Origin of the sequence: Mycobacterium sp. SMC-4, assembly GCF_025263265.1 — a bacterium.
Classification (GTDB): domain Bacteria; phylum Actinomycetota; class Actinomycetes; order Mycobacteriales; family Mycobacteriaceae; genus Mycobacterium.
In genome coordinates this window covers 1,022,802-1,046,309 of record NZ_CP079869.1, presented here as the reverse complement: position 1 = coordinate 1,046,309, position 23,508 = coordinate 1,022,802, and the positions used below count along the sequence as shown (strand labels likewise).

The following is a 23,508-nucleotide window of genomic DNA, read 5'->3' as shown; positions in this document are numbered from 1 at the left end:
CACCTCGAATAGACGCACCACAACACGCCCGCGTTCCATCCACAGCCGGGCAATTACCGATCGGCACCAGGAGTTCACGGAGTTACGTTGACTGCATGCGTGATTCGCTGTATCGGCTGTCCATATTCTCGCCACGGTCGGACCCGTCGACGGTCGATGTCAGTGTTCCCGCAGGGTGTCCGGTCGGCATGCTACTGCCCGCGCTGGTCGACCTCGTCTGCGGCGAAGTTGTTGCCGGTCCCCGACGCTGGCACCTGAGCCGCCTGACCGGTGGTGTGCTGGACACCGCGAAGACACTGCAGGACAACGCTGTCGGCGACGGCGATGTCCTGGTGCTCGATGTCACCGGGGTGCCGGCGCCCCGCCGATCACCGGTCGACGCGGCTGCGCTGGTCGCGTCCTCGGTGGCGTCCAGGACGCACATCGACCCGGGCCGGCATCCGGCGCTGCGCGAAGGGGCGGGTCTGGTGACCGTTGCGGTAGTCGCCGCGGTGCTGGCGTGGCCGGGCGGAGCGGAACTGCGCCTGTGGTGTGCCGCAGCGCTCTCGGCGGGCGCCGCGACCGTGGTGCTCGCCGACCGCCGTTGCCCACTGCCGATCACCTTCAGTGTCGGGGCGGTGATCTTCGCGACCGTGACAGGTTATCTCGCCGCACCTCAACCTTCCTGGCAGTTCGGCACGCTGTTCGCCGCCGGGGCCGGGTGCGCCATGTCCATGCTGCTGCGCAGCGCGCTGAGCCATGCGGCGCACCTCGCGACGGTGCACATGGCGATATCCGCCGCGGCGGTGACCGTGGCCGCAGTCGCCGCGATCGGTGTGGTGGTGCCGCTGCCGCTGGGCGCCACCGGCGCCGCTCTCGCGGTCAGCAGCGTGGCGGCACTGACGTTCGCCGCCCGGCTGGCGGTCGGCGCCGCCGGGCTATCGCCCGCACGCGAGGTCGTCACACCGGGCGCCGCCGCGGCCGCGCACCGCATGGTGACCGGCCTGGTGATCGGATGGGCGATGTGCGCGGGGTGGGCGGCGCTTGCTGTGGTCGCCGACGGTGTCCGTGCGGGCCCGCTGTCAGTCGCACTGGCCGCCGATGTCGGCCTACTGCTGTCCCTGCAGGCGCGCAGCCACTACGACCCGACCCGGCGGGTCGCACTGCGTACCGGCGCCGCGATGGCGTGGCTGGCCGCGTTCGGCGCGCTGACCTACCGGTGGCCGCTGTATGCGCACTGGTGGTGTGCCGGCGCAGCACTGGGCTGCACCGCGCTGGTGTACTGGCGATCTCGCGGCCGGCCCGCCAATCCTGTGCTGCGCCAGAGTGCGCAGCTCCTGGAGTACGCCGCGTTGGCGGCCGTCGTCCCGTTGGCCCTATGGGCGGCGGGGGTGTACGGCTGGGTTCGCGGTGACGGTCTGCTGTGAGGTTGCCACGGGTGCTGGCCGCGCTGTCGGCCACGATATCTCTGCTGGTGATGGCTACCGCGCCCACCGCGGCCGCGGTCTCGCCGCCACCGGTCGACGACACCCTGCTCCCGCCGGCGGCCGCGCCCGCACCGCCGGCACCCACGATGCGACACGATGACTGCGTGGCCGACCGGCCCGGTGCCGGTGCGCTCGACCGGGCTCCGGCATGGGACGCCGCGAGCGTGTGGGCGCTGACTCGCGGCGCCGGTCAGACGGTCGCGGTCATCGACACCGGTGTGGCGCCACACCGACGTCTGCCCAACCTGATCCCTGGCGGGGACTTCGTATCGACCCAGGACGGTACCGCCGACTGCGACGGCCATGGCACAGCTGTTGCCGGCATCATCGCGGCGCGCCCCGACAGCGACACCCCGCCGGGCTTCACCGGCATTGCACCCGATGTGGCGATTCTGGCAATTCGCCAGTCGAGCAACAAGTTCCGGGTTTCCGACGATCGGAGCCAGTCCGGGGTCGGCGATGTCGACACGCTGGCCGCGGCAGTTCGAACCGCCGCCGATCTCGGCGCCGGGGTCATCAACGTCTCTTCGGTGGCCTGCCAGTCCGTCGACGCCGACCTCGACGACCGCGCGCTGGGCGCAGCGCTGGCCTATGCCGTGGACGTCAAGAACGTCGTCGTCGTCAGTGCGGCCGGCAACGTCGGCGGGCCCGGCCAGTGTCCGGATGCCAACCCACGCGATGCCGCGAACGCTGCCGACGTCGCGGTGGTGGTCAGCCCGGCCTGGTATGACGATTACGTCCTGACCGTCGGCTCGGTCGGGGCCGATGGGCACGCGTCACCGTTCAGCCTTGCCGGGCCGTGGGTCGACGTGGCCGCTCCGGGTGAGGACGTGGTGTCGCTGGCGGCGGCCGCGGACGGGTTGGTCGACCGCTCACCACAGGACACCGCACTGTCCGGAACCAGTTATGCCGCACCGGTGGTCAGTGCCGTCGCAGCACTGGTCCGTGCCCGATTCCCGGAATTGACGGCGCGGCAGGTGATGGCACGTATCGAGGAGACCGCACTGCATCCGACCGGCGGGTGGAATCCCGTCGTGGGCCACGGTGTCGTCGACATCCTGGCCGCGGTATCCGGACCCACCGCCACCAGCAACACCCGGCTCAGCCCGATGACCCGTCCGACGTTGCCGCCACCACCGCAGGCTGTGTCGACGCCGGGGCATGATCGGTCCGCGGTCAGCGCCGTGCTGATCTGCTTGAGTCTGGTCGGCGGGGTCGGTGTGGTCGCGGCCGCACTCGGCCGGCTACGGGGCCGCGTCACGGACGACTGATGCTGCGTGACGGGTCAATTCAGGTCCGCGGGGTAGCGTCGCGAGAATCGGCCAGGGCGCCGGGACGGCGGGCTCGGTCAACCCCAACCGAGCGGCGGCATCGTGGTCGCCGACGCCGAACACCATACCGGTGTCGGTGACCAGAAACAGCGGGCCGCCCTGCTGGCCGACCCCGGTGAGACCCGAACTGCGTACGAAGATGTGGCGTCCGGCGGGAATCGCGACGGCATCGACGGCTGGACCCGCTCCGTCGGCCTGGACCAGCCGCTGCGGCGGCCGCCCCGACGGCAGGGAGGCGGCCGGCACGACCGTGCTGTGGGAGGTGCCGACGGCGCCGTCGGGGCGCCACCGGGTGCAGACCACCGGAGCAGGTTCGGCACCAGCGCGCTCGGGAAAGGTCGCAACCGCCAGGCTGGTGCGCACCGGAAGTCCCCCGACGACATCGGGAGCCAACACCGGGATCTGGTGGCCGGCGTCCGGATCGGTGTAGCGGATGAGGTCCGCCACGACCTGGCCGATGCGCTGCACCCCGTCGGACAGCACGACGTAGTGATCCTGGCCGCCGGCGGTGGCAGGCACCGCGAACACCGCTCCCACTCGCAGGCCGCCCAACACCGAGGGGCCGGATGCACCGGCAGCCGGGATTCGTGGCGGTGCGATCTGCGGTGCCTCCGGCAGCGAGGCCAGCACAGTCGATGACACCGGCTGCGGGATCGCCCGATCGAGTTCGAGTGCCCGCAACACCGCGGGATGACGCAGGTCGACCCGGGATCGCCAACCGTCGTGCAGCAGATAGGTCGCCGCCGGATTGCCCCGCAGCGCGACCAGCACGTTGCTGCGCGGTTCGTCGGCGAGGTCCTGTGCTGAGCCGGCGATCACGGTGGTGTGACCCTGCTCGTCGTCGCAGACCGTCCAGTCGGACTCCGTCGGCACCGATGGCTGGCCGAGATGTCCGGGCGCACCGGGGATGCCGAGCGCCGGGCCACGGGTGGCGTTGTCGATGGCCCGTTGCGACACTGTCTTCGGAGCGCCGGTGAAACCGGTGATCAGGCGAGCTGAGGCCAGATTGGGCACCGGGTGCACCGTGGTCTGCACCGTGACGTACAACGCGCCGGTCTGGGCGACGACCACGACCGGCGCGCCGCCGACGTCGTCGCCGGGGCGCAGCATCGTCAACACTGCGCACAACGCGACCGCGACCACCGCCACGGCGGTTCCGGATGCCAGCGAAAGCTGTTGTGCACGAAGCGGATCATCGATCATCCGGACGTCCGCGCGGACCAACGCATGCTGCATCCGACGGATCGAGAACCGGTGCCCGCTGACCTGCAGGCGTGTGGCTTGTCCAGTCATCACCACCCCTGGGCCAGCCTAACGGCCGCCAGGGGCAGTCGATTTCACTTCTTGGCGCGACGTTGCCGGTAGGCGGCGACATGCTGGCGGTTGCCACAGTTGCCGGTATCGCAGAACTTGCCGGACCGGTTACGGGACAAATCGATCAGCACGGCCGAACAGTCCGGGGCCGCGCACTGCTTGAGGCGACGCAGTTCGCCGGCGCGGATCACATCGGCCAGCGCCATCGCCATCTCGGCGCCCATGCGCTGCCACAGCGGATCGTGCACCGAGGCCAGGTGCAGATGCCACTCGGGCATTTCCGGGTGGCGGGTCAGCCACGGCGCCGCCCGGGTGTCCGACAGCAGCGCATTGACCTGATCGACCACCCGGACCTCATCGTCGGTCGCGGACCAGATTCGACCCAGCCGTTCGCGCAATTGCCGCACCGCGGCAAGCTCGGCCTCGTCGTGGTCGCGGCGACCCGTCCATCCGTGCCGGTCCAGGTAGGCGTCGAGGGCGGACAGGTCGGCAAGGTCTTCGCCGGCGACCCGGTCACTGTTCACCAGCTCACCGATGGCCCGCAGAGTGAGCTCCGTGTCATGACTGAAAAGCAATTGACTCCTGACCGATCCCGTGCGTAGTGTCATGCTCAAATCGGATTTTACTCATGACAGCGCATGCTGCGTCCGGAGGTCGAAGATGTCTGCGTTGCGCACCGCGCTGTCGGGACCACGCGCCGACACCGACCAGTTTCGGTCCGGTCTGCTCTTCGCGGTGGGTTCGGCCCTCGCGTTCGGCTGTTCGGGGCCGTTCGGCAAGTCCCTGATGGTCGCGGGGTGGAGCCCGACCGCCGCGGTCACCGCCCGGCTGGCAGGCGGTGCGCTGCTGATGGCGCTGTTCGCCACCGTTGCCCATCCGGGCTGGCTGCGGGAGGCCCGTCGGCACCTGGGCGTGATCGTCGCCTACGGCCTGGTGCCGATCGCCGGCGCGCAGCTGTTCTACTTCAACGCCGTCTCCCACCTGTCGGTCGGTGTTGCACTGCTGCTCGAGTACACCGCTCCGGTCCTGGTGATCGCGTGGCTGTGGGTCACGACCCGGCAGCGCCCGAGCGCGATGACGCTCTACGGAGGCGTGCTGGCGATCGCGGGCATCATGCTGGTGCTCGGGGTGGTCGGGCCGAACGGTTTCACCGCGACCCAGATCAACCTGGTCGGGGTGGGGTGGGGTATGGCCGCAGCGGTATGCGCGGCCTGCTACTTCCTGATGTCCGACCGCGCCGGTTCGCGCCAGCCCGACCAGCCGGCGCTCCATCCGATCACGCTGGCCGCCGGCGGCCTGGCGGTCGGCGCCGCGACGGTTGCCGCGGTGGGCCTGACCGGGGTGCTGCCGCTGACATTCACCTCCTCCGCGACAGTCATCGCCGGGGTGACCACCTCACCGGTGGTCCCGGTGATCGCGCTGGCCCTGATCCCGACCGCGATCGCCTACACGCTGGGCATCGTCGGGATCGCCCGACTGCGGCCGCGGTTCGCGTCGCTGGTGGGGCTCTCCGAGGTGATGTTCGCGGTGCTGGCGGCCTGGCTTTTGCTCGGTGAGGCAGTCACGACCGCACAAGCGATCGGCGGCGCGATCGTGCTGCTCGGCCTGGCCCTGGCCCGCTACGGTGACCGCCGGGTCCGGGGACCCGAAGCCGTCGGCCAACCGCATCCGTCATGACCGAGCTCGCTTAGCGCGGCTATACGTTACGCTGATTTGTGCTCATCAACCGACTGAGCCGCCGGATCGCGACGGCGGTAGCTGCTGTGGCGGTACCTGTGTCCGCCGCTCTCGTCCTGCCCGTGTCCACGGCGGCCGCGCAACCGTGCCCCGACGTGGAAGTGGTGTTCGCCCGCGGCACGAGTGAGCCTCCCGGTCCGGGCCGAGTCGGCCAGGGCCTGGCCGACTCGCTGCGCAACCGGCTCGGCGGGCGCACCGTCGGCGTCTACGGCGTCAACTACCCCGCCAGTTACGACTTTCTCAACACCGCCACCGGGGCCGCCGACGCCACCGCGCGGATCTCGATGATGGCCGCGCAGTGCCCCGGCACCCGCATCGTCCTCGGCGGTTACTCCCAGGGTGCCGCAGTGGTCGACATGCTGGCCGGGGTGCCACCGCTGGGCAACCGCATCGGCAACATCGGATCGGCCCCGCCGCTGCCGTCCGGACTCAACAGCAACGTCGCTGCGGTCGCCGTGTTCGGCAACCCTTCGACCAAGTTCGGCAACCCCGTCTCTGCCACCGGTGCCTTCGCCGGAAAGTCGATCGACCTGTGCGCCGACGGCGACCCCATTTGCTCGGATGGCCGAAACCCGTTCGCTCACCGCAACTACGAAGGGCCGGCATTCGTCGACCAGGCCGCGGGCTTCGTCGCAGGCCGGGTCTGACCGGTTGGCGGACACGGCGTTTGGTGCCACACCAGGATTAACCACGGGCACCGGTGTCGCATGATCGCTATGATCGGCGAGGTGACTCACGCACAGCCCCAGCATCAGCATTGGCTCGGACGCCAGAAAAGCCGAGCCCTGTCAGTGGTGCTCGCATTCGTCACGGCCGTCGTCGCATTTATCGGGCCGGTCCCGATCGCGTCGGCACAAGCGTGCCCGGATGCCGAGCTGATCTTCGCGCGCGGACGCGTCGAGGCCCCCGGCGCCGGGCAGATCGGCAACGCGCTGATCTCGGCCCTGCGCAACAAAACCGGCCAGAACATCCGGCTCTATGCAGTGCAATACCCCGCCGACACCGAGATCGACCTGGGCGCCAACGACATGAGCGGACGCATCCAGTACATGGCCGATACCTGCCCCGACACCCGACTGGTGCTCGGTGGGTACTCGCTGGGTGCGGCGGTGACCGACGTCGTGTTGGCCGTCCCGATCTCGGCTTTCGGATTCAAGCGTCCGCTACCGGCCGGTGCCGATCGGCACATCGCCGCTGTTGCGCTGTTCGGCAACGGGATCGCCTGGGTCGGTCCGATCAGCAATTTCAACCCGCTCTACCAGGAGCGCACCATCGAGTTGTGTCACGGGGATGACCCGATCTGCAACCCGACCGACCCGAACAACTGGCGGGACTACTGGCCTGACCACCTCGCACCGGCATACATCAATGCCGGCATGGTCAACCAGGCTGCCGACTTCATCGCCGCCAGGCTGTAGGCATCAGCCGACCTCGTCGGCGCTGCGCAGGTCTCGGGTGATCGCAATGCGTGCACTCAGTTCGTCATCCGGCGGATAGTCGACGCCCACCAAGGTCAGACCGTGTGCCGGCGCGGCAGCGAAATCGCTGGAGCGCCGCGTGGCAGTCAACAATTCGCGTAGCCACGCAGCATCGCGACGCTGTTCGCCGACCGCAAGCAGCGCGCCGACCAGCGAACGAACCATGTTCCAGCAGAATGCGTCGGCACTGACGTACACCGTGACCCGGTCCCCGTCGCGCTGGCAGTCCAGCCGCTGCAGTTCGCGAATCGTGGTGGCCCCGGCCCGATGTCGGCAGAACGCGGCGAAGTTGTGCAAGCCCAGCAATTGTCGGCCTGCGGCTGCCATCGCGTCGGCATCGATGCGACGCGGCCACGCGGTCACGAAGCGGGCGTCGTGCGGCTCGACACCAAACGGTGCGGTGGACAACCGGTAGACGTAGTGGCGCCGAAGGGCAGCGAAGCGGGCATCGAAACCCCTTGCCGCTCGGACGATCCCGAGCACACGGACATCAGGAGGCAGCATTCGCCCCAGTCGGCGCACCAGCGGGACGAATTCGGGCTCCCCGGCGCGCACCGAGCGTGGATAGCCGCGCGGTAGCGCCGCGGTCGGGACGTCGACGTGGGCGACCTGACCGGTCGCATGCACCCCGGAGTCCGTGCGGCCCGCTGCCCGCGTGACGAGCGGGGTGCCGAAGATGGTCGACAGTGCCACGTCGATGACGCCGGCGACGGTGCGCTGCCCGGACTGGGTGGCCCAGCCGGCGAAGTCAGTGCCGTCGTAGGCAATGTCGAGCCGAAGACGAACATGCCCGCCATCGGAGTCGATGGCGGGCATGTTCATGCGATGACTACTTGTCGTCAGCCTTCTCGTCCTCGGCTGCTGTGTCCTCGGCCGAGGCCTCGTCCGCGGCTGCTGTGCCCTCGGCCGAGGCCTCGTCGGCAATCGGGGTCTCGGCGACCGCCTCGGCCTCCGCAGAGGTTTCCTCGGCTGTCGGACCTTCGGCGGCCTCCGGCTCCACTGCAGCCTGCGGCGCGGCAGCCGCGGCCACCTTCTGCGCACCCGCGGCGCGCCTAGCCCGGTCGGCCTCCGAGGTCACGGTCTTCTCCCGCACCAGCTCGATCACCGCCATCGGGGCGTTGTCGCCCTTGCGGTTCTCGACCTTGATGATGCGGGTGTAACCGCCGGCACGGTCGGCGAAGAACGGACCGATCTCGGCGAACAGGACGTGCACGACGTCCTTGTCCCGGATCTTCTTCATCACCTCACGCCGGTTGTGCAGAGTGCCCTTCTTGGCGTGGGTGATCAGCTTCTCCGCGTAGGGCCGCAACGCCCGCGCCTTGGGCTCGGTGGTCTTGATGCGGCCGTGCTCGAACAGCGCGGTAGCCAGGTTGGCCAGCAGCGCCTTCTGGTGCGACGACGATCCGCCGAGGCGAGGACCCTTGGTGGGTTTGGGCATGGCGACTATCTCCTGTTAGTGGCCGACCCCCGTATCAGGTAGGGCCGGGACGGACGATCTGGTTAGAGCTGTTCGGTTTCGGCATAGTCCTGGTTGTCGTCAGCCTCATAGCCGGCGTCGTAGCCGGCGTCGCTGTTCCAGGTGCCGGTCGCGACGTCGTAGCCGGCGACCTCGGACGGATCGAAGCTGGCCGGGCTGTCCTTGAGCGACAGGCCCAGCTGGTGCAGCTTGATCTTCACCTCGTCGATGGACTTCTGGCCGAAGTTACGGATGTCCAGCAGATCGGACTCCGTGCGGGCGACCAGCTCACCGACGGTGTGCACACCCTCGCGCTTGAGGCAGTTGTAGGACCGCACGGTCAGATCCAGATCGTCGATCGGAAGCGCGAACGACGCGATGTGATCCGCCTCGGCCGGTGACGGGCCGATTTCGATGCCCTCCGCCTCGACGTTGAGTTCCCGTGCCAGACCGAACAATTCGACCAGAGTCTTGCCAGCCGAGGCCAGCGCGTCACGCGGGCTGATCGAGTTCTTCGTCTCGACATCGAGGATCAACTTGTCGAAGTCGGTGCGCTGCTCGACTCGGGTGGCCTCCACCTTGTAGGTGACCTTGAGCACCGGCGAGTAGATGGAATCGACCGGGATCCGGCCGATCTCGGCACCCGAAGCCTTGTTCTGCACCGCCGGCACGTATCCGCGGCCCCGCTCGACGACCAGCTCGACCTCGAGCTTGCCCTTGTCGTTCAGGGTGGCGATGTGCATGTCGGGGTTGTGCACCGTGACACCGGCCGGCGGGACGATGTCGCCCGCGGTGACCTCACCGGGTCCCTGCTTGCGCAGATACATGGTGACCGGCTCGTCCTCCTCGGACGAGACGACCAGGCCCTTGAGGTTGAGGATGATGTCGGTGACGTCTTCCTTCACCCCGGGCACGGTGGTGAATTCGTGCAGCACTCCGTCGATGCGGATGCTGGTGACCGCCGCGCCGGGGATCGACGACAGCAGCGTGCGGCGCAGCGAGTTGCCCAGGGTATAGCCGAAACCCGGCTCCAACGGTTCGATGACGAACTGTGAGCGGTCCTCGGCAAGGACCTCTTCGCTGAGGGTGGGGCGCTGAGAAATCAGCATGGTGTTTCTTTTCTCCTTCTCGGCAACCGCTATTTGATGCCGTTAGGTGATCCACGTCCCGGGTGGGACGTGAACGGTGTTACTTCGAGTAGAGCTCGACGATGAGCTGCTCGGTGAGCGGCACGTCGATCTGGGCGCGCTCCGGCAACTGGTGGATCAGGATGCGCTGACGCTCGCCGACGACCTGCAGCCACGCCGGGATCGGGCGGTCACCGGCAGTCTCACGGGCGATCTGGAACGGCAGCGTGTTGATCGACTTGTCCTTGACGTCGATGATGTCGTACTGCGACACCCGGTAGCTGGGGACATCGACCTTCACACCGTTGACAGTGAAGTGGCCGTGGCTGACCAACTGACGCGCCATCCGGCGGGTACGAGCCAGGCCTGCGCGGTACACCACGTTGTCCAGCCGGCTTTCCAGGATGCGCAGCAGGTTGTCACCGGTCTTGCCGGGGAGGCGGTTGGCCTCCTCGTAGTAGCGGCGGAACTGCTTTTCCATCACGCCGTAGGTGAAGCGGGCCTTCTGCTTCTCCTGCAGCTGGGTGCGGTACTCGCTCTCCTTGATCCGCGCGCGGCCGTGCTGGCCGGGCGGGTAGGGGCGCTTCTCGAACGACTGGTCACCGCCGACGAGGTCGACGCCGAGGCGGCGCGACTTGCGGGTGACGGGTCCGGTGTAACGAGCCATTTTCTAGTTCCCTCTCCCCTAGACCCGGCGCCGCTTGGGCGGACGGCAGCCGTTGTGCGGCTGCGGCGTGACATCGGCGATCGCGCCGACCTCGAGGCCGGCGGCCTGCAGCGAGCGGATGGCGGTCTCGCGACCCGAGCCCGGGCCCTTGACGAAGACGTCGACCTTCTTGACGCCGTGCTCCTGCGCCTTGCGGGCAGCGTTCTCGGCTGCCAGCTGGGCAGCGAACGGGGTGGACTTGCGCGAGCCCTTGAAGCCGACGTGGCCCGACGACGCCCAGGCGATCACGTTGCCCTGCGGGTCGGTGATCGAGACGATGGTGTTGTTGAACGTGCTCTTGATGTGGGCGGCGCCGTGCGGGACGTTCTTCTTTTCCCTGCGACGGGTCTTCTGCCCCTTCTTCGGAGCGCCCTTCTTTGCTTGTGCCACTTCGGGTTACCTGGCCTTCTTCTTGCCGGCGATGGTGCGCTTGGGACCCTTGCGGGTGCGCGCATTGGTCTTGGTTCGCTGGCCGCGCACCGGCAGGCCACGGCGGTGCCGCAGGCCCTGGTAACAGCCGATCTCGATCTTGCGGCGGATGTCGGCCTGCACCTCGCGGCGCAGATCACCCTCCACCTTGAGGTTGCCCTCGATGTAGTCACGCAGCTGCGTGACCTGGTCATCGCTGAGATCCTTGGTGCGCTGATCCCGGCTGATGCCGGTGGCGTCCAGGATCTCCTGGGAGCGGGTACGGCCGATGCCGTAGATATAGGTCAGGGCGATCTCCATGCGCTTGTCGCGCGGCAGATCGACGCCCATAAGTCGAGCCATTGAGTGTGCCATTCCTTACTCGTGCGGAGGTCTGTTCCCAGTCCGTTCCCGGATTCCTGCCGGGGCCCGGCCTCCGTGCCGGGCGTGTGAAAGGGCCCTATGCCCTCAGTGGTACTGGGAGGTCATCATTCAGTTGTGGGTGGATCTAGCTGCGCTGTCTGGTCTTCGCGCAAGCGCTCATCCCTGCCGCTGCTTGTGGCGCGGATCGGAGCAGATCACCATGACCCGCCCATGCCGACGGATCACCCTGCACTTGTCGCAAATGGGCTTGACGCTCGGGTTCACCTTCACGGCTCGTTCGATCCTTTTCTTGCTTTCGTGGATGACTTACTTGTAGCGGTACACGATGCGGCCCCGCGACAGGTCGTAGGGAGAGAGCTCCACCACGACGCGGTCCTCGGGAAGGATGCGGATGTAGTGCTGCCGCATCTTGCCGCTGATGTGGGCGAGGACCTTGTGTCCGTTCTCCAGCTCAATGCGAAACATCGCATTGGGCAGAGGTTCGACAACACGACCCTCGACCTCGATGGCACCGTCTTTCTTGGCCATACTGTGTGACGATCCTTAGCTTTCGTTTCGTATCGGCTTTGCTGGCCTCGGTCAGCGCAGCCTTCAGACCGACTTGAAAACGTGGGCCGGTTTCGAGGAATTCCCGAGCCGGTCTGGCGGGGAGTCCTGTCGTGGCACGCAGGAAGTCGGCGCGGTAGCCGCACCGTTGATCCATACTACCCGCTGGGTCGGGCAGCCCAAAATCGTCGAACGTGCAGCTGACTGCCCGCGCAGACGATCAGCCGGTCCGGCGGTCGGGCTGCTCGGACCTGGCGGCTCCGGCGATCAGGCCGGACTGGATCAGCGCCGCGTTGACGAACCGGTGCACCGGGCGGGATTGGAAGAACCCGGTATGGCCGCCCCGGTACCACTCGATGTCGGGTCGGCCCCAGTGCTCCCACAACCGACTGACCTGTGCGCGCGGATGCACCACCTGATCGGCCAGCCCGGCATAGATGAAGCGGCCACCCTCGGGCACCCGGGGCGTCAGCGACAGCGGGGAGATCATCCGGGCCAGCGGGGCCGCCAGCTCGAGCGTCTGCCACCGAGGATCGTCGGGGGCCAGGCCGGAATGGCGTCCCAGCAGGTCGATCAGGTCGGCGACCGGCACGCCGAGGACGGCGCAGAGCAGATCGTCGTCGAGGCTGGCCACCAGCGCCGCGATGAAGCCGCCCAACGACAGGCCGTACACACCGATGGCGGCGCCCGGCTGCTGCCGGCGGATCCAGGACAGCACACCGCGGACGTCCCACACCGACTGCGCGGTGGCATGGAGGTCGTCGAGGATGTCTTCGCCGGGAAACACTGCGGCCTTGGGCAGCTCCTTGGCGCGCGGCCCGTGCATGGGCAAGACCGGCAGCACGACGTTGAGCCCGAGCTTCTCGTGCAGGTACCACGCCCGGAAGATGGCCAGATCCAGGCCGGCCCGACCCATTTCGGTGCCGTGGATGCAGACCAGCCACGGCCGCGGCTCGGCATGGCGCAGCAACAGCCCGTAGCCCCGGGTGTTGGCCTGGTAGCCCAGCCAGCGGTCCGCGCCCGGCTCACCGGGCCGCGGGCGGTAGCTGCTGTCCCAGCGCAGCCGGGCATAGGAGCGGCTGCGCCGACGCACCGGAACGACGGTGACGTCCTTGAGCGGTCCGGGGGCGGCGAAGAACCCTTCCGGATTGTCGAGCCAGCCGCGACGGCCGTAGAACGCCAGTGCGGCGACGACCTCCTGATGGATCCGCTCGAAGGCCTCGGGTTCACTGAGCGGACGACGGGCCCGCAGGCCGAGCAGGACGACCTCATCGCGCAGCGCCTCGGCCGCCAAGGCCATCGTCGGGCGGGCGATCGGCATGTCGCGCTGCCCGCCTCGCAGATAGTCCCGCCAGGATCTGGCGTAGTAGCTACCGGTCCGGGTCAGCGGCAGGACGGCGTTGCGCAACGGGGCCGCTCCCGGCAGCCGCTCGAGCGCCGAGCGCTGTGTTTGCCGGTCGCCGCCGTTGGCGCCGGTCTGCGCATCTCCCACCCTGCCGACGGTAGTAGCCCGACGGACACGGCCACAGCGGACCTTGGTCACAACACCAGGTGCCGTATGGCTCACCGCACATCCGGGCGTGCACGTCCGCAGACCCCGGACCTGATCAGTGCGAAGATCAATGCTGTGACGGCCATCTACCTCGCGGCCTTCGGCGTCGGCGCCGTGGCGGTGCTCACGGCGCTGCTGCTGACCGACGTCGAGGTCGGCGGTGACGGCTTCGGCTTCGGCCCCGACGGTCTGCCGTTTCTGAGCCTGACCAGCCTGGCGGCCGGACTTCTCGGCTTCGGTACCGGCGGCTTGATCGCCGGCTGGTCGGGGCTGGGATCGCTGGGCGCCGGCGTGGTGGCCGGACTCAGCGGCCTGGTCCTGATCGCCGCACTGCAGGGCGTGTTGCTGCCCTACCTGCGCCGCCAGCAGGCCAACTCGCAGCGCAGCCGAACGTCCTATGTGGGGTTGCTCGGCACCGTGACGCTCGACATTCCCACCGACGGCTGGGGTGAGGTCGCGTTCGTCGACGCCGACGGGAACCGGGTGCGGGCCCGGGCGGTCACCGCCGAACCCGAGGCGCTGACCAAGGACACCCATGTCTACATCGCCGACGTCGACCCCGACTATCTGCACGTCGTGACCATTCCCGGGGCAGATCCCGATCCGCCCGCCATCGAGAGGAACTGACCGTGTCCATGCTGATGATCGTGGTGCTCGCATCCGTGGCGGCGCTGCTGTTGTTCGTCGCGCTGCCCATCATCTATGTGAAGAACTACATCAAGGTGCCGCCCAACGAGGTCGCGGTGTTCACCGGGCGCGGCACCCCGAAGGTGGTGCGTGGCGGTGCCAGGTTCCGGGTCCCCGGCATCGAACGCGTCGACATCATGAGCCTGGAACCGTTCAACGTCAGCATCAACCTGCAGAACGCGCTGTCCAACAACGGGGTGCCGGTCAACGTGGAGGCCGTGGGCCTGGTGCGGATCGGTTCGGCCGACGAAGCCGTGCAGACCGCGGTGCAGCGCTTCCTGACCTCGGATCTGAGCGAGTTGCAGCGTCAGATCAACGAAATCCTGGCAGGCAGTCTGCGCGGCATCACCGCCACGATGACCGTCGAGGACCTCAACTCCAATCGCGACACGTTGGCCCGCAGCGTGGTCGACGAGGCCGGCGGCGACCTGGCCCGCATCGGAATGGAGGTCGACGTCCTCAAGATCGCCGGCATCTCCGACCGCAACGGCTACCTCGAATCGCTGGGCCAGCGCCGGATCGCCGAGGTCAAGCGCGACGCTGCCGTCGGCACCGCCGAGGCCGAGCGGGACTCACAGATCCAGTCGGCAAAGGCCCGCCAGGCGGGCTCGGTCGCCCAGGCCGAGGCCGACACCGCGATCGCCACCGCCAACCAGCGCCGCGACGTCGAGTTGGCCCGGCTGCGCGCGCAGACCGAAGCCGAAAACGCCCAGGCCGACCAGGCCGGCCCGCTGGCCAACGCACGCGCCCAGAAGGACGTCGGCATCGCGATCGAGCAAGCCGAGGCAGCGCGGGTGCAGGCTCGCATCGAGGTGGAACAACGACGCGCCGAACAAGCGCAGGCGGCGCTGCAGGCCGACGTGATCGCTCCGGCCGAAGCACAGCGAGCAGCTGACGTCGCCCGCGCCGAGGGCCAGCGTCAGGCCACCATCCTGGCCGGACAGGCCGAGGCGGATGCCCGTAAGGCCGCCGCCGACGCTTTGCGGGTAGAACGGCAGGCCGAGGCCGACGGCATCAGGGCCAGACTGGTCGCCGAGGCCGCGGGCAAGAAGGAGATCGCCGCGGCGCTGAACACCTACTCCCCCGAGGCGGCACGACTGCAGACCCTGCCCGATGTGCTGCAGTCGGTGGTCAAGGCCACCGAGGCGGCGGCGGTTCCGCTCTCGGAGATCGAGCGGCTGTCGATCATCGGTGGGGCGTCCGACGCCCAGGACGCGGTCGGCGGATTACTCGGAGTCAGTCCGATGGCGGTCGCCAAGATCGTCGAAGTGCTCAAGTCCTCCGGTATCGACCTGGCAGCGATGCTCAACAGAACGTCGGACCGGGCCGACCTCAGCACCGACGACGACTCGCCGGCGCCAACGCTCTAACGCCGGTCTCGGCGGTCGAGGCGGGAGACGAACGCCGCGGCCTGGGTGCGGCGTTCCATGCCGAGCTTGGCCAGCAGGCGCGAGACATAGTTCTTCACCGTCTTCTCGGCGAGGAACATCCGGTCGGCAATCTCCTTGTTGGTCAGCCCTTCCCCGAGCAGGTGAAGCAGCGCTTTTTCCTGATTGCTCAGACCCGAGAGCGGATCGGCGTGCTCGGCGGCGCTGCGCAGCTTCGACATCAGTGCCGCCGCGGCCCGGTTGTCCAAAAGCGAGCGCCCCGCACCGACTTCCTTGATCGCCTTGGCCAGATCCATGCCCTTGATGTCCTTGACCACATAGCCGCTGGCTCCGGCCAGTACCGCGTCGAGCATCGCCTCATCGGAGGTGAACGAGGTCAGCATCAGGCAGCGCAACCCGGGAAGCCGAGACAGCAGGTCGCGGCACAGTTCGATGCCGTTGCCGTCGGGCAGGCGTACATCGAGCACGGCGACGTCGGGGTTCATCGCCGGGATCCGGGCCATGGCCTCCGAGACCGAACCTGCTTCGCCGACCACGTCGAGTTCGGGATCGGAACTGAGCAGATCGATCAGGCCGCGCCTGACCACCTCGTGGTCGTCGACAACGAAAACCCGGACCATCCCGACACCCTTCGCCCTAGGTGATCCTCGGCGGGAATCGGTGCCGCAACTAGGGTCGCAGGTCCTTGTTCGGCAGGGACCTCGGACTCTGCCACCGGCACGGCGCCGACGCCGATAGTCATCATGTGCAACGGTTGACCGCGTTCGATGCCGGGTTCCTCGACGCGGAGGACGCCGACCTGCACATCAGTATGGCGGTCGGGGCAGTCTCGGTCATCGAAGGTCCGGTGCCCGATCACGACGAACTGATCAACGTCCTGAGCGAACGGGTCCGCGCGGTCCCCCGGCTACGGCAGGTGGTGCGTCGGGACCGGTTCGACCTGTCGGCGCCGGAGTGGGTCGACGATCCGACCTTCGACCTCGCTCACCATCTGCATCTGGCCGCCCTGCCGCACCCGGGTGACGACCGGGCGCTGTTCCGGTTCACCGCCGAGGCGATGGAGCCCAGGCTGGACCGGGAACGCCCGCTGTGGCAGTGCTGGGTCATCGAGGGGCTGGCCGCCAACCGGTGGGCGCTGCTGATGAAGGTGCATCACTGCATGGCCGACGGCATCGCTGCCATGCACCTGCTCGCCGGCCTGTCCGACGGCGGGGAAGGCCAGACCTACGCCGGCGCCATCCGGGCCGCGCACACGGTCCGCCCCGACCCGCCGGCGCTGCCGGCGCTGACGCTCAACCCGCTGCGATGGGCTCGCGCAGGTTGGAGCACCGCAACAACGCTGCTGACGGCGACAGCCACCACCCTCGGGGGCGTCGCGGAGATCGTCGACGGCCTGGTCCGCAGGTCGGACTCATCGCTGAACGGTCCGGTGACAACCATGCGGCGCTACAGCGCAGTCGAGGTTCCGATGGCTCAAGTGCTGTCGGTGTGCCACGCGTTCGATGTGACGCTCAACGATGTTGCGCTGGGGGCGATCACGGACAGCTTCCGCTCCGCACTGCAGCGACGCGGTGAGGCGCCCCACCCCCGTGCCCTGCGGACCCTGGTCCCGGTGTCGGTACGATCTGAGGACGCCGCGCACCGGCTCGACAACCGGGTGTCGGTGATGCTGCCCTATCTGCCTGTCGACGAGCCGGACCGGATCACGCAACTGCGGACCGTGCACGAGCGATTGGAGCGGGCCAAGGCCAGCGGCCAGCGACAGGCCGGCAGCCTGGTGGCCACCGCGCTCAACCTGGCGCCGTTCGCCGTGGTGTCCCGGGTGATCCGCGCGGTGACGTCGCTGCCGCGCAATGGTGTGGTGACCCTGGCGACGAATGTGCCGGGGCCGCAACAGCGTTTGCAGTTGATGGGCCGTGACGTCGTGCGCATGCTGCCGATCCCGCCGGTGGCACTGGGACTGCGAACCGCGGTGGCGATCCTGAGCTACGCCGACAGTGTCATCTTCGGGATCACGACCGATTTCGACGCCTTTCCCGATGTCGACGAACTCGCCGCGGGCATCGGCGCGGCGGTGTCTTGGATGGCCGCCCAGCCATGAATCCGCCGCCCGCAGTCGCTACTGCCCAGACGAATCTGCTCGGCCCGGTCGACCAGGCTTTGCACCACGCGACCCGAGATGTTCCGGCATTCACACCCGACGTCTCGGTCGAAAATGCACTCGACACGATGCGCGGCAAGCGGTTCGCCAGCGCAGCAGCCATCGCGGTGATCGGCGGGGACCGACGGTTGGCCGGAATCGTGACGGTGGAGGCGTTGTTCGCCGCCGCGGCGGGGCAGCGACTGGGGGATGTGATGGACCCGGCACCACCGACGGTGGCCCCCGACACCGACCAGGAGCATGCGGCGTGGCAGGCGGTACAGCGGGCCGAGCCCTATCTGGCCGTCGTCGACGCCGACGCCCGGTTCCTCGGGTTGATCCCACCGCACCGGCTCCTCGGCGTGCTGTTGGAGGAACACGACGAGGACCTCGCCCGGCTGGGCGGATTTCTCAGCGATGTGGAATCCGCCCGGTCCACCAGCGTGGAATCCGTCCGAAAACGGTTGTGGCATCGCCTTCCGTGGCTGATCGTCGGCTTGCTCGGGGCAATGGCATCAGCGGTGCTGATGACTGCCTTCGATGCTCAACTCAACGCTGACCTTGCTGTCGCGTACTTCGTGCCGGGCATCGTGTACCTGGCCGACGCGGTGGGCACCCAGACCGAGACGCTGGCGATCCGCGGCCTGTCGGTTGGCGTCGGCATCCGCCGGATCGCCCGGCGAGAAGCACTCACCGGGGTCTGCGTGGGTCTTCTGCTGGGCGCGGTGATGTGGCCGGTGGTGGCACTGATGACGGCGAACTACGCTCTTGCACTGGCAGTTTCGCTGACAATTCTCGGCGCGGGCACGGTGTCCACGCTGGTCGCGATGTGCCTGCCCTGGCTGCTGCATCGTCTCGGGAAAGACCCGGCGTTCGGGGCCGGGCCACTCGCGACGGTCCTGCAGGATCTCCTGTCGATCCTGTTCTATTTCGCCGCCGTGACCGTGGTGCTGAGCTGAGCGCTCAGATCGAGTGCTCCGGCGATACGGGCAGCATCCGCGGCGCGAACGCCGGGCGATCACCGGCGATCAGCGGTATCCCGATGTCACGCCGCAGCAATTCGGTGACCAGGCTGCGCGCTGTCAAGGCCGGTCACCCCTTCGCTGTCGGACGCCTCCCTGATCGTCTGATGTGCTGCTGGCGTCAGTGTGTTCTGGCCTGCCAGCCACCCGGAAAGGTCGCAGGTCCTCGACTTGGCGTCGGCGCAGGGCCGAAGGGCTCTTGAGACCTCATGCCCGCAGCCTCTAACGTGGAGGACCTGCCGGGTGACCCCAGAGCCGGCCGCCGTCCAGTCGAGCAGAGGAGCCACATGTCCCCGGCCACAGAGATCGGGAAAGTAGTTGTGGGCGTGGATGATTCGCCGTCCTCGCGGCCCGCACTGGAATGGGCTGCCGAGGAGGCCAAACTGCACGGGGCTACGCTGACCATCCTGTACGCGTCCACGTTGCCGGTGGGTCTGTGGCCGGTGGGGGCAGCCCCGGTGGGATTCATGGACTGGCAGACCCAGATCGGCGAGGACGCGCTGACTGCGGCCGCCAGGTCGGCACAGGAACTCACCGGCGGCGCGGTGCCGGTGAACACCGAGTTCGCTGTCGCGAGCCCGCCAGCAGCCCTGGTGGAGGCATCCCGTGACGCCGGGTTGGTGGTTGTCGGTTCGCGCGGCCGGGGCCGGCTCGCGCGCGCCATTCTGGGCAGCACCAGCATGGCTCTGGTTCACCGCGCGCACTGCCCGGTCGTCGTGGTCCGTGAAGAACAGCCGACACCTGCGCCCGAGGCTCCGGTCCTGCTGGGTTTCGACGGCTCACCAGCCTCCGAACCTGCCGTTGACATCGCATTTCACGAAGCGTCGCGGCGCGGGGTCACGCTGATCGCACTGCACGCATGGTGGTCACCGGGCGCGTTCGAGATGCCGGGCTTCCACTGGGACGAAATACGCCCCGAGATTGAGCGCGACGCCACCCAACAGCTGGCCGCGTGGCAACAGCGCTATCCCGACGTTGCGGTGGAGTGCGAGGTCGTCGCCGATGAGCCGGCCCGTCGGCTCGTCGAGCGAGCCGAGTCGGCTCAGCTGCTCGTGGTGGGTAGCCGGGGTTACGGCGCCGTCGCGGGCACGCTGCTCGGCTCGGTCAGCGGCGCAGTGGTGCAGGCCGCGACAATACCCGTCATGGTGGTGCGGCCCCGGTGAACGCCGCCGTCATCGCCGCTTTCGTCGGCGGATGGTGCCTGGCTGGGCTGCTGTCGGGCGTGTGGATGGCCCGGCGGGGCTATGACCCGCTGTGGATCCTGGTCGCCTTGCCGTTGGGTCTGATGTTCGTGCCCATCGCCATCGAACGTGTGCAACGCCAACCCCGACAGGTGCAGACCACGACCTCGTCCCCGCCGCCGGTACGGCGCGAGCAGGGCCGACGTGTGCGCGTGCTGGTAGGGCTCGACGGCTCAGGAGAATCGCAGCAGGCCATGGCGGCGGCGTCGGACGTCCTCGGACCGATCGCTGAATTGCTGGTGCTGGCCGAAGTGGTCCACCACGAGGCGGCCGAGGATGAGACCAAGGCCGAGATCGGTGCTGCTTCTCGGCGGTTGGCCGCAGCAGCTGCCGACCTCGACACAGCGGGCGCGGTGCACACCGAGGTTCTCGCTGGAGCGCCTGGGGCCGCGCTGTGCCGCTACGCCGCCGAGCACGACATCGACGTGGTGGTGGTCGGCCGGCGCGGTCGCGGTCTGTCTCGTCGGGTGCTGGGTAGCGTCTCCGGTGAGATCATCGAGCACTCGTCGGTTCCCGTCCTCGTCGCACCGCACCGGTAGCGGCGCACCATCGCATATGGACGTTCATCCATTCGCCACCATCGCCGCCGTTCTCGCATTCGCCACCGTCGCCGGCCTCATTGCCACCAGACTGCGCCAGCCACTGATCGTGGCCTTCATCGTCGTCGGCATCGCCGTCGGACCGGTCGGTCTGGGCTGGGTCTCCAGTCACGGCACCGTCGACCTGATGGCCCAGCTGGGCATCGCGATTCTGTTGTTTCTGGTCGGTTTACGGCTGGATCTGCAGATGATCCGCAGCACCGGGCCCGTGGCGGTGGCCACCGGACTGGGCCAGGTCCTGTTCACTTCCGTCGTCGGCTTTTTCCTGGCGCTGGCACTTGGCATGAACACCGTCACCGCCATCTACGTCGCGGTGGCGCTGACATTCTCGTCGACGATCATCATCGTCAAGCTGCTCTCCGACAAGCGCGAGCTCGACCAGCTGCACGGGCGGATCGCCGTCGGGTTCCTGATCGTGCAGGACATCGTCGTGGTGCTGGTGATGATCGCGCTGACCGCATTCGGCCAACAGACCGGCGACTCGCTCGGTCTCGGAATCGCGGCGGTGATCGCCAAAGGCGCGGCGCTGATCGTCGGCACGTGGGTGATGATGCGTTACGTACTGCCGCAGGTCCTGCCGCAGATCGCTCGATCGCAGGAACTACTGATGCTGTTCGGCGTGGCCTACGCGGTCGCCGTCGCCGCCCTGAGCGAATGGCTCGGCTTCAGTTCGGAGGTCGGTGCCTTTCTTGCCGGAGTCACGTTGGCAGGAACCAGGTTCCGCGACGCCGTCGGCGCACGGCTGACGAGCCTGCGCGACTTCCTGCTGTTGTTCTTTTTTGTCAGTCTCGGAGCGCATCTGGATTTCGCCGACGCCGGCCGCCAGCTGCTCGACGCCTCGATCCTGTCGGCTTTTGTACTGATCGGCAATCCACTGATCGTCATCTTCATCATGGCGGCGATGCGCTACCCGGTGCGGATCGGCTTCCTAGCCGGTCTCACCGTGGCCCAGATATCGGAGTTCTCGCTGATCCTGGCTGCGCTGGGGCTCAGCTTGGGCCACATCACCAACTCCACGGTCAGTCTCATCACCGTTGTCGGTCTCATCACCATCGCCGGCTCGACATACATGATCATGTACTCCCACCAGCTCTACGACCGGCTCGAACGGTGGCTCATCCGTGTTGAACGCAAGCGCAGCCGCGCGCCAGCACCGGCCCGAAGCGACGACGACTTCGACGTCATCCTGTTCGGACTGGGCCGCTTCGGCAGCCATCTCGCGGAGCGACTGACCCACGCCGGCCATCGGGTTCTCGGGGTGGATTTCGATCCGCACGGAGTGACGACGCACCGCCGCAACGGCGTGTCGACGGCGTTCGGAAGTGCCGAGGACATCGACCTGCTCGAAACACTGCCGCTGGACCGCGCCAGGTACGTCATCAGTGCGATTCCGGTGCTACAAACCAATCTGGCGTTGCTGCAGGGGCTTCGACAACATCACTTCACCGGTGCGATCGCGCTCACCGCCCACACCCGGTTCGATGCCGACCGCCTTCGCGCCACCGGAGTCGATATCGTCCTGGAGCCGTTTTCCGCTGCGGCCCACTCGACGTCGGAGACTTTGCACGACCTGCTCACCACCGGCGACGACGGCGCCGATGAGGGGCCAGGGCGTCAGCCAGAGCCGCCGCCCGGGTAGCGCTGACCCGCCCCGTCGTCGACGTGCGGCGTCAGTCGCACTTCGGTGATGGCGTGCCGGTCCACCGCTGTCACGTCGAATCGATAGCCTGCGATGTCGACGTGATCACCCGCAGCCGTCGGCACGTGTCCCAGTGAACCGAGAATCAACCCCGCGACCGTCGTGTAATCGCCGACCGGCAGTCCTGAGATGTCGACGCCCAGGTCGACCAGGTCGTGGATCGGGAAGGAACCCGGCAGGATTCGGCTGCCGTCAGGTAGCAGCCGCACCGCTGTGACGTCTTTGTCGAGTTCGTCGTAGATCTCACCGACGACCTCCTCCAGCAGGTCCTCCAGGGCCACGATGCCCTCGACTCCGCCGCGCTCACCGATCACCAAGGCGAACTGCTCGCGTTCGGCCATCAACCGCGACATCGCACCGGTGACCCGCAGGCTGTCGGGCAGCAGCAACGCCGGCCGCACCACCTCGGTGACCGTTGCGGCCGGTCCCAGCAGGTCGCGTAGGTGCACCACTCCGATGGCATCGTCGAGCTCGCCGGTCGGCACCACCGGGGCCCGAGTGTGTCCTGATTGGGCGAGTTGTGTGAGAGCCTGCGGCACAGGAAGATCAGCGCGTAGCCGAAACACTGCCGGGCGAGGGACGAGGATCTCGCGCAGCCTCCGGTCGTGAATCTCCAGCGCTCCGGCGATGATCTTGCGCTGCTCGGCACTGAGCTGGCTGTGTCCGGTGATCAGCTCCTTCAGTTCGCCGAATGTCGGTTCCTGCTTGCCGATGTCGGGATCACCGCCCAGGGCTCGGACCACAACGTCGGTCGCCTTGCCGAGCAGCCAGACAGCGGGGGTGGCCAATACGGCCAGCGCCCTGAGCACCGGCGCCACCATGACCGTCCAACGGCGGGCATACTGCATGCCGAGCCGCTTGGGCGCGAGTTCGCCGACCACCAGTGTCGAGGCGGTGACCACGACGGTCACCGCGGCGATACTGACGGCATCGGCGGCAGCACCGAGAACCTCGAGTCGGGCCCGCAACGGAGCCGCCAGCGAGACCGCGGCCACCGCGGAGGCGAGGAAGCCGGCGAGGGTGATTCCCAGCTGGATGGTTGCCAGGAACCGGTTCGGCTCGCGGGCCAGCTGCACCACGATGCGGTCGCTGCGGCCGCCCCGGCGTTCCATGTCGCGCAACTGGGCTTCGCCCAACGTGATGAACGCGGCCTCGCTGCCCGAGAGCACACCATTGATCACGACCAGGGTCCCCACCAGTGTGAGGTCGAGCCAGTATCCGTCCACC

At 68.1% G+C, this 23,508-nt stretch carries 26 protein-coding genes; 12 read left to right on the top strand and 14 right to left on the bottom strand.

What is annotated here, in order from left to right; translation table 11 throughout:
* Positions 1-95: 95 nt before the first annotated feature.
* Entirely contained in the window at positions 96-1,406 is a 1,311-nt protein-coding gene (gene eccD, locus KXD98_RS05050; RefSeq protein WP_260762163.1) for a type VII secretion integral membrane protein EccD, read from the top strand.
* Positions 1,407-1,456: 50 nt separating this feature from the next.
* The gene (mycP, locus tag KXD98_RS05045) at positions 1,457-2,737 is read left to right on the top strand and encodes a type VII secretion-associated serine protease mycosin (protein WP_260764994.1); all 1,281 of its coding nucleotides are present in this window, start codon (positions 1,457-1,459) and stop codon (positions 2,735-2,737) included.
* Here the strand turns inward: mycP and eccB are convergent.
* Together eccB and KXD98_RS05035 are read right to left on the bottom strand one after the other, a co-directional pair.
* The gene (gene eccB, locus KXD98_RS05040) at positions 2,711-4,090 is read right to left on the bottom strand and encodes a type VII secretion protein EccB (protein WP_260762162.1); all 1,380 of its coding nucleotides are present in this window, start codon (positions 4,088-4,090) and stop codon (positions 2,711-2,713) included. The two genes, mycP and eccB, sit on opposite strands and share 27 nt — an antisense overlap.
* Positions 4,091-4,134: 44 nt before the next feature.
* The gene (locus tag KXD98_RS05035) at positions 4,135-4,686 is read right to left on the bottom strand and encodes a CGNR zinc finger domain-containing protein (protein ID WP_260764992.1); all 552 of its coding nucleotides are present in this window, start codon (positions 4,684-4,686) and stop codon (positions 4,135-4,137) included.
* An 85-nt stretch (positions 4,687-4,771) separates the two neighbouring features.
* Here KXD98_RS05035 and KXD98_RS05030 point away from each other — a divergent pair, with 85 nt between their 5' ends.
* The 3 genes from KXD98_RS05030 to KXD98_RS05020 all read left to right on the top strand — a co-directional run bounded on the left by KXD98_RS05030 (position 4,772) and on the right by KXD98_RS05020 (position 7,266).
* Positions 4,772-5,788 carry a DMT family transporter gene (locus KXD98_RS05030; RefSeq protein ID WP_260762160.1) on the top strand — a complete coding sequence of 339 codons (1,017 nt, stop codon included), beginning with the start codon at positions 4,772-4,774 and terminating at the stop codon, positions 5,786-5,788.
* Between the two features lie 44 nt (positions 5,789-5,832).
* Entirely contained in the window at positions 5,833-6,495 is a 663-nt protein-coding gene (locus tag KXD98_RS05025; RefSeq protein ID WP_396883108.1) for a cutinase family protein, read from the top strand.
* Between the two features lie 69 nt (positions 6,496-6,564).
* Positions 6,565-7,266, top strand: a complete 702-nt coding sequence (locus tag KXD98_RS05020) for a cutinase family protein (RefSeq protein ID WP_396883106.1) — start codon at positions 6,565-6,567, stop codon at positions 7,264-7,266.
* 3 nt (positions 7,267-7,269) lie between these two features.
* On the opposite strand, the gene truA is transcribed toward KXD98_RS05020, so the two are convergent.
* The 9 genes from truA to KXD98_RS04975 all read right to left on the bottom strand — a co-directional run bounded on the left by truA (position 7,270) and on the right by KXD98_RS04975 (position 13,379).
* Positions 7,270-8,148 carry a tRNA pseudouridine(38-40) synthase TruA gene (gene truA / locus KXD98_RS05015; protein WP_260762158.1) on the bottom strand — a complete coding sequence of 293 codons (879 nt, stop codon included), beginning with the start codon at positions 8,146-8,148 and terminating at the stop codon, positions 7,270-7,272.
* A 7-nt stretch (positions 8,149-8,155) separates the two neighbouring features.
* The gene (gene rplQ, locus KXD98_RS05010; RefSeq protein ID WP_260762156.1) at positions 8,156-8,764 is read right to left on the bottom strand and encodes a 50S ribosomal protein L17; all 609 of its coding nucleotides are present in this window, start codon (positions 8,762-8,764) and stop codon (positions 8,156-8,158) included.
* Positions 8,765-8,826: 62 nt separating this feature from the next.
* Positions 8,827-9,891, bottom strand: a complete 1,065-nt coding sequence (locus KXD98_RS05005; RefSeq protein ID WP_260762155.1) for a DNA-directed RNA polymerase subunit alpha — start codon at positions 9,889-9,891, stop codon at positions 8,827-8,829.
* A 79-nt stretch (positions 9,892-9,970) separates the two neighbouring features.
* The gene (gene rpsD, locus KXD98_RS05000) at positions 9,971-10,576 is read right to left on the bottom strand and encodes a 30S ribosomal protein S4 (RefSeq protein WP_260762154.1); all 606 of its coding nucleotides are present in this window, start codon (positions 10,574-10,576) and stop codon (positions 9,971-9,973) included.
* 18 nt (positions 10,577-10,594) lie between these two features.
* Complete coding sequence (gene rpsK, locus KXD98_RS04995; protein ID WP_011895801.1) at positions 10,595-11,005, bottom strand: 30S ribosomal protein S11; 411 nt, start codon at positions 11,003-11,005, stop codon at positions 10,595-10,597.
* A gap of 6 nt (positions 11,006-11,011) precedes the next feature.
* Positions 11,012-11,386 (bottom strand): 30S ribosomal protein S13, encoded by a 375-nt coding sequence (gene rpsM, locus KXD98_RS04990; protein WP_260762153.1) that lies wholly within the window; start codon positions 11,384-11,386, stop codon positions 11,012-11,014.
* A 177-nt stretch (positions 11,387-11,563) separates the two neighbouring features.
* Positions 11,564-11,677, bottom strand: coding sequence for a 50S ribosomal protein L36 (rpmJ, locus tag KXD98_RS04985; RefSeq protein ID WP_003879483.1), 114 nt, complete (start codon positions 11,675-11,677; stop codon positions 11,564-11,566).
* A 36-nt stretch (positions 11,678-11,713) separates the two neighbouring features.
* Positions 11,714-11,935 (bottom strand): translation initiation factor IF-1, encoded by a 222-nt coding sequence (infA, locus tag KXD98_RS04980; protein ID WP_003418601.1) that lies wholly within the window; start codon positions 11,933-11,935, stop codon positions 11,714-11,716.
* A gap of 238 nt (positions 11,936-12,173) precedes the next feature.
* The gene (locus KXD98_RS04975) at positions 12,174-13,379 is read right to left on the bottom strand and encodes a S9 family peptidase (RefSeq protein WP_260764990.1); all 1,206 of its coding nucleotides are present in this window, start codon (positions 13,377-13,379) and stop codon (positions 12,174-12,176) included.
* A gap of 201 nt (positions 13,380-13,580) precedes the next feature.
* Between KXD98_RS04975 and KXD98_RS04970 the strand changes: the two genes are divergently transcribed.
* Both KXD98_RS04970 and KXD98_RS04965 read left to right on the top strand, forming a co-directional pair.
* Entirely contained in the window at positions 13,581-14,132 is a 552-nt protein-coding gene (locus KXD98_RS04970) for a hypothetical protein (protein ID WP_260764989.1), read from the top strand.
* A 2-nt stretch (positions 14,133-14,134) separates the two neighbouring features.
* Positions 14,135-15,562, top strand: a complete 1,428-nt coding sequence (locus KXD98_RS04965) for a flotillin family protein (protein ID WP_260762152.1) — start codon at positions 14,135-14,137, stop codon at positions 15,560-15,562.
* Here KXD98_RS04965 and KXD98_RS04960 read toward each other — a convergent pair.
* A complete protein-coding gene (locus KXD98_RS04960; RefSeq protein WP_260762151.1) occupies positions 15,559-16,200 on the bottom strand; it encodes a response regulator transcription factor in 642 nt (213 codons plus the stop codon). The two genes, KXD98_RS04965 and KXD98_RS04960, sit on opposite strands and share 4 nt — an antisense overlap.
* Before the next feature lie 125 nt (positions 16,201-16,325).
* Between KXD98_RS04960 and KXD98_RS04955 the strand changes: the two genes are divergently transcribed.
* Together KXD98_RS04955 and KXD98_RS04950 are read left to right on the top strand one after the other, a co-directional pair.
* Entirely contained in the window at positions 16,326-17,681 is a 1,356-nt protein-coding gene (locus KXD98_RS04955; protein WP_260762150.1) for a wax ester/triacylglycerol synthase family O-acyltransferase, read from the top strand.
* Entirely contained in the window at positions 17,678-18,679 is a 1,002-nt protein-coding gene (locus KXD98_RS04950) for a magnesium transporter (RefSeq protein ID WP_260762149.1), read from the top strand. The genes KXD98_RS04955 and KXD98_RS04950 overlap by 4 nt, the downstream gene beginning before the upstream one ends.
* 4 nt (positions 18,680-18,683) lie before the next feature.
* Here KXD98_RS04950 and KXD98_RS04945 read toward each other — a convergent pair whose 3' ends face one another.
* The gene (locus KXD98_RS04945) at positions 18,684-18,806 is read right to left on the bottom strand and encodes a hypothetical protein (RefSeq protein WP_260762148.1); all 123 of its coding nucleotides are present in this window, start codon (positions 18,804-18,806) and stop codon (positions 18,684-18,686) included.
* Positions 18,807-19,029: 223 nt separating this feature from the next.
* On the opposite strand from KXD98_RS04945, the gene KXD98_RS04940 reads away from it, so the two are divergent.
* The 3 genes from KXD98_RS04940 to KXD98_RS04930 are packed head-to-tail and all read left to right on the top strand — an operon-like array spanning position 19,030 to position 22,221.
* Complete coding sequence (locus tag KXD98_RS04940; protein WP_260762147.1) at positions 19,030-19,905, top strand: universal stress protein; 876 nt, start codon at positions 19,030-19,032, stop codon at positions 19,903-19,905.
* Positions 19,902-20,522, top strand: coding sequence for a universal stress protein (locus KXD98_RS04935; RefSeq protein ID WP_260762146.1), 621 nt, complete (start codon positions 19,902-19,904; stop codon positions 20,520-20,522). The genes KXD98_RS04940 and KXD98_RS04935 overlap by 4 nt, the downstream gene beginning before the upstream one ends.
* Positions 20,523-20,538: 16 nt before the next feature.
* Positions 20,539-22,221: a cation:proton antiporter gene (locus KXD98_RS04930; protein WP_260762145.1), complete on the top strand. Its 1,683-nt coding sequence runs from the start codon at positions 20,539-20,541 to the stop codon at positions 22,219-22,221.
* Here the strand turns inward: KXD98_RS04930 and KXD98_RS04925 are convergent.
* On the bottom strand, positions 22,197-23,507 hold the full coding sequence (locus KXD98_RS04925; RefSeq protein WP_260762144.1) for a hemolysin family protein: 1,311 nt from the start codon (positions 23,505-23,507) through the stop codon (positions 22,197-22,199). The two genes, KXD98_RS04930 and KXD98_RS04925, sit on opposite strands and share 25 nt — an antisense overlap.
* Position 23,508 lies beyond the last annotated feature (1 nt).

Excerpts from the sequence above, each read along its gene's own strand:
- eccD (WP_260762163.1), top strand. The coding sequence starts at position 96 with ATGCGTGATTCGCTGTATCGGCTGTCCATATTCTCGCCACGGTCGGAC.
- mycP (WP_260764994.1), top strand. The coding sequence starts at position 1,457 with ATGGCTACCGCGCCCACCGCGGCCGCGGTCTCGCCGCCACCGGTCGAC.
- eccB (WP_260762162.1), bottom strand. The coding sequence starts at position 4,090 with ATGACTGGACAAGCCACACGCCTGCAGGTCAGCGGGCACCGGTTCTCG.
- KXD98_RS05030 (WP_260762160.1), top strand. The coding sequence starts at position 4,772 with ATGTCTGCGTTGCGCACCGCGCTGTCGGGACCACGCGCCGACACCGAC.
- KXD98_RS05020 (WP_396883106.1), top strand. The coding sequence starts at position 6,565 with ATGATCGGCGAGGTGACTCACGCACAGCCCCAGCATCAGCATTGGCTC.
- truA (WP_260762158.1), bottom strand. The coding sequence starts at position 8,148 with ATGAACATGCCCGCCATCGACTCCGATGGCGGGCATGTTCGTCTTCGG.
- rplQ (WP_260762156.1), bottom strand. The coding sequence starts at position 8,764 with ATGCCCAAACCCACCAAGGGTCCTCGCCTCGGCGGATCGTCGTCGCAC.
- KXD98_RS05005 (WP_260762155.1), bottom strand. The coding sequence starts at position 9,891 with ATGCTGATTTCTCAGCGCCCCACCCTCAGCGAAGAGGTCCTTGCCGAG.
- rpsD (WP_260762154.1), bottom strand. The coding sequence starts at position 10,576 with ATGGCTCGTTACACCGGACCCGTCACCCGCAAGTCGCGCCGCCTCGGC.
- rpsM (WP_260762153.1), bottom strand. The coding sequence starts at position 11,386 with ATGGCTCGACTTATGGGCGTCGATCTGCCGCGCGACAAGCGCATGGAG.
- infA (WP_003418601.1), bottom strand. The coding sequence starts at position 11,935 with ATGGCCAAGAAAGACGGTGCCATCGAGGTCGAGGGTCGTGTTGTCGAA.
- KXD98_RS04960 (WP_260762151.1), bottom strand. The coding sequence starts at position 16,200 with ATGGTCCGGGTTTTCGTTGTCGACGACCACGAGGTGGTCAGGCGCGGC.
- KXD98_RS04950 (WP_260762149.1), top strand. The coding sequence starts at position 17,678 with ATGAATCCGCCGCCCGCAGTCGCTACTGCCCAGACGAATCTGCTCGGC.
- KXD98_RS04940 (WP_260762147.1), top strand. The coding sequence starts at position 19,030 with ATGTCCCCGGCCACAGAGATCGGGAAAGTAGTTGTGGGCGTGGATGAT.
- KXD98_RS04930 (WP_260762145.1), top strand. The coding sequence starts at position 20,539 with ATGGACGTTCATCCATTCGCCACCATCGCCGCCGTTCTCGCATTCGCC.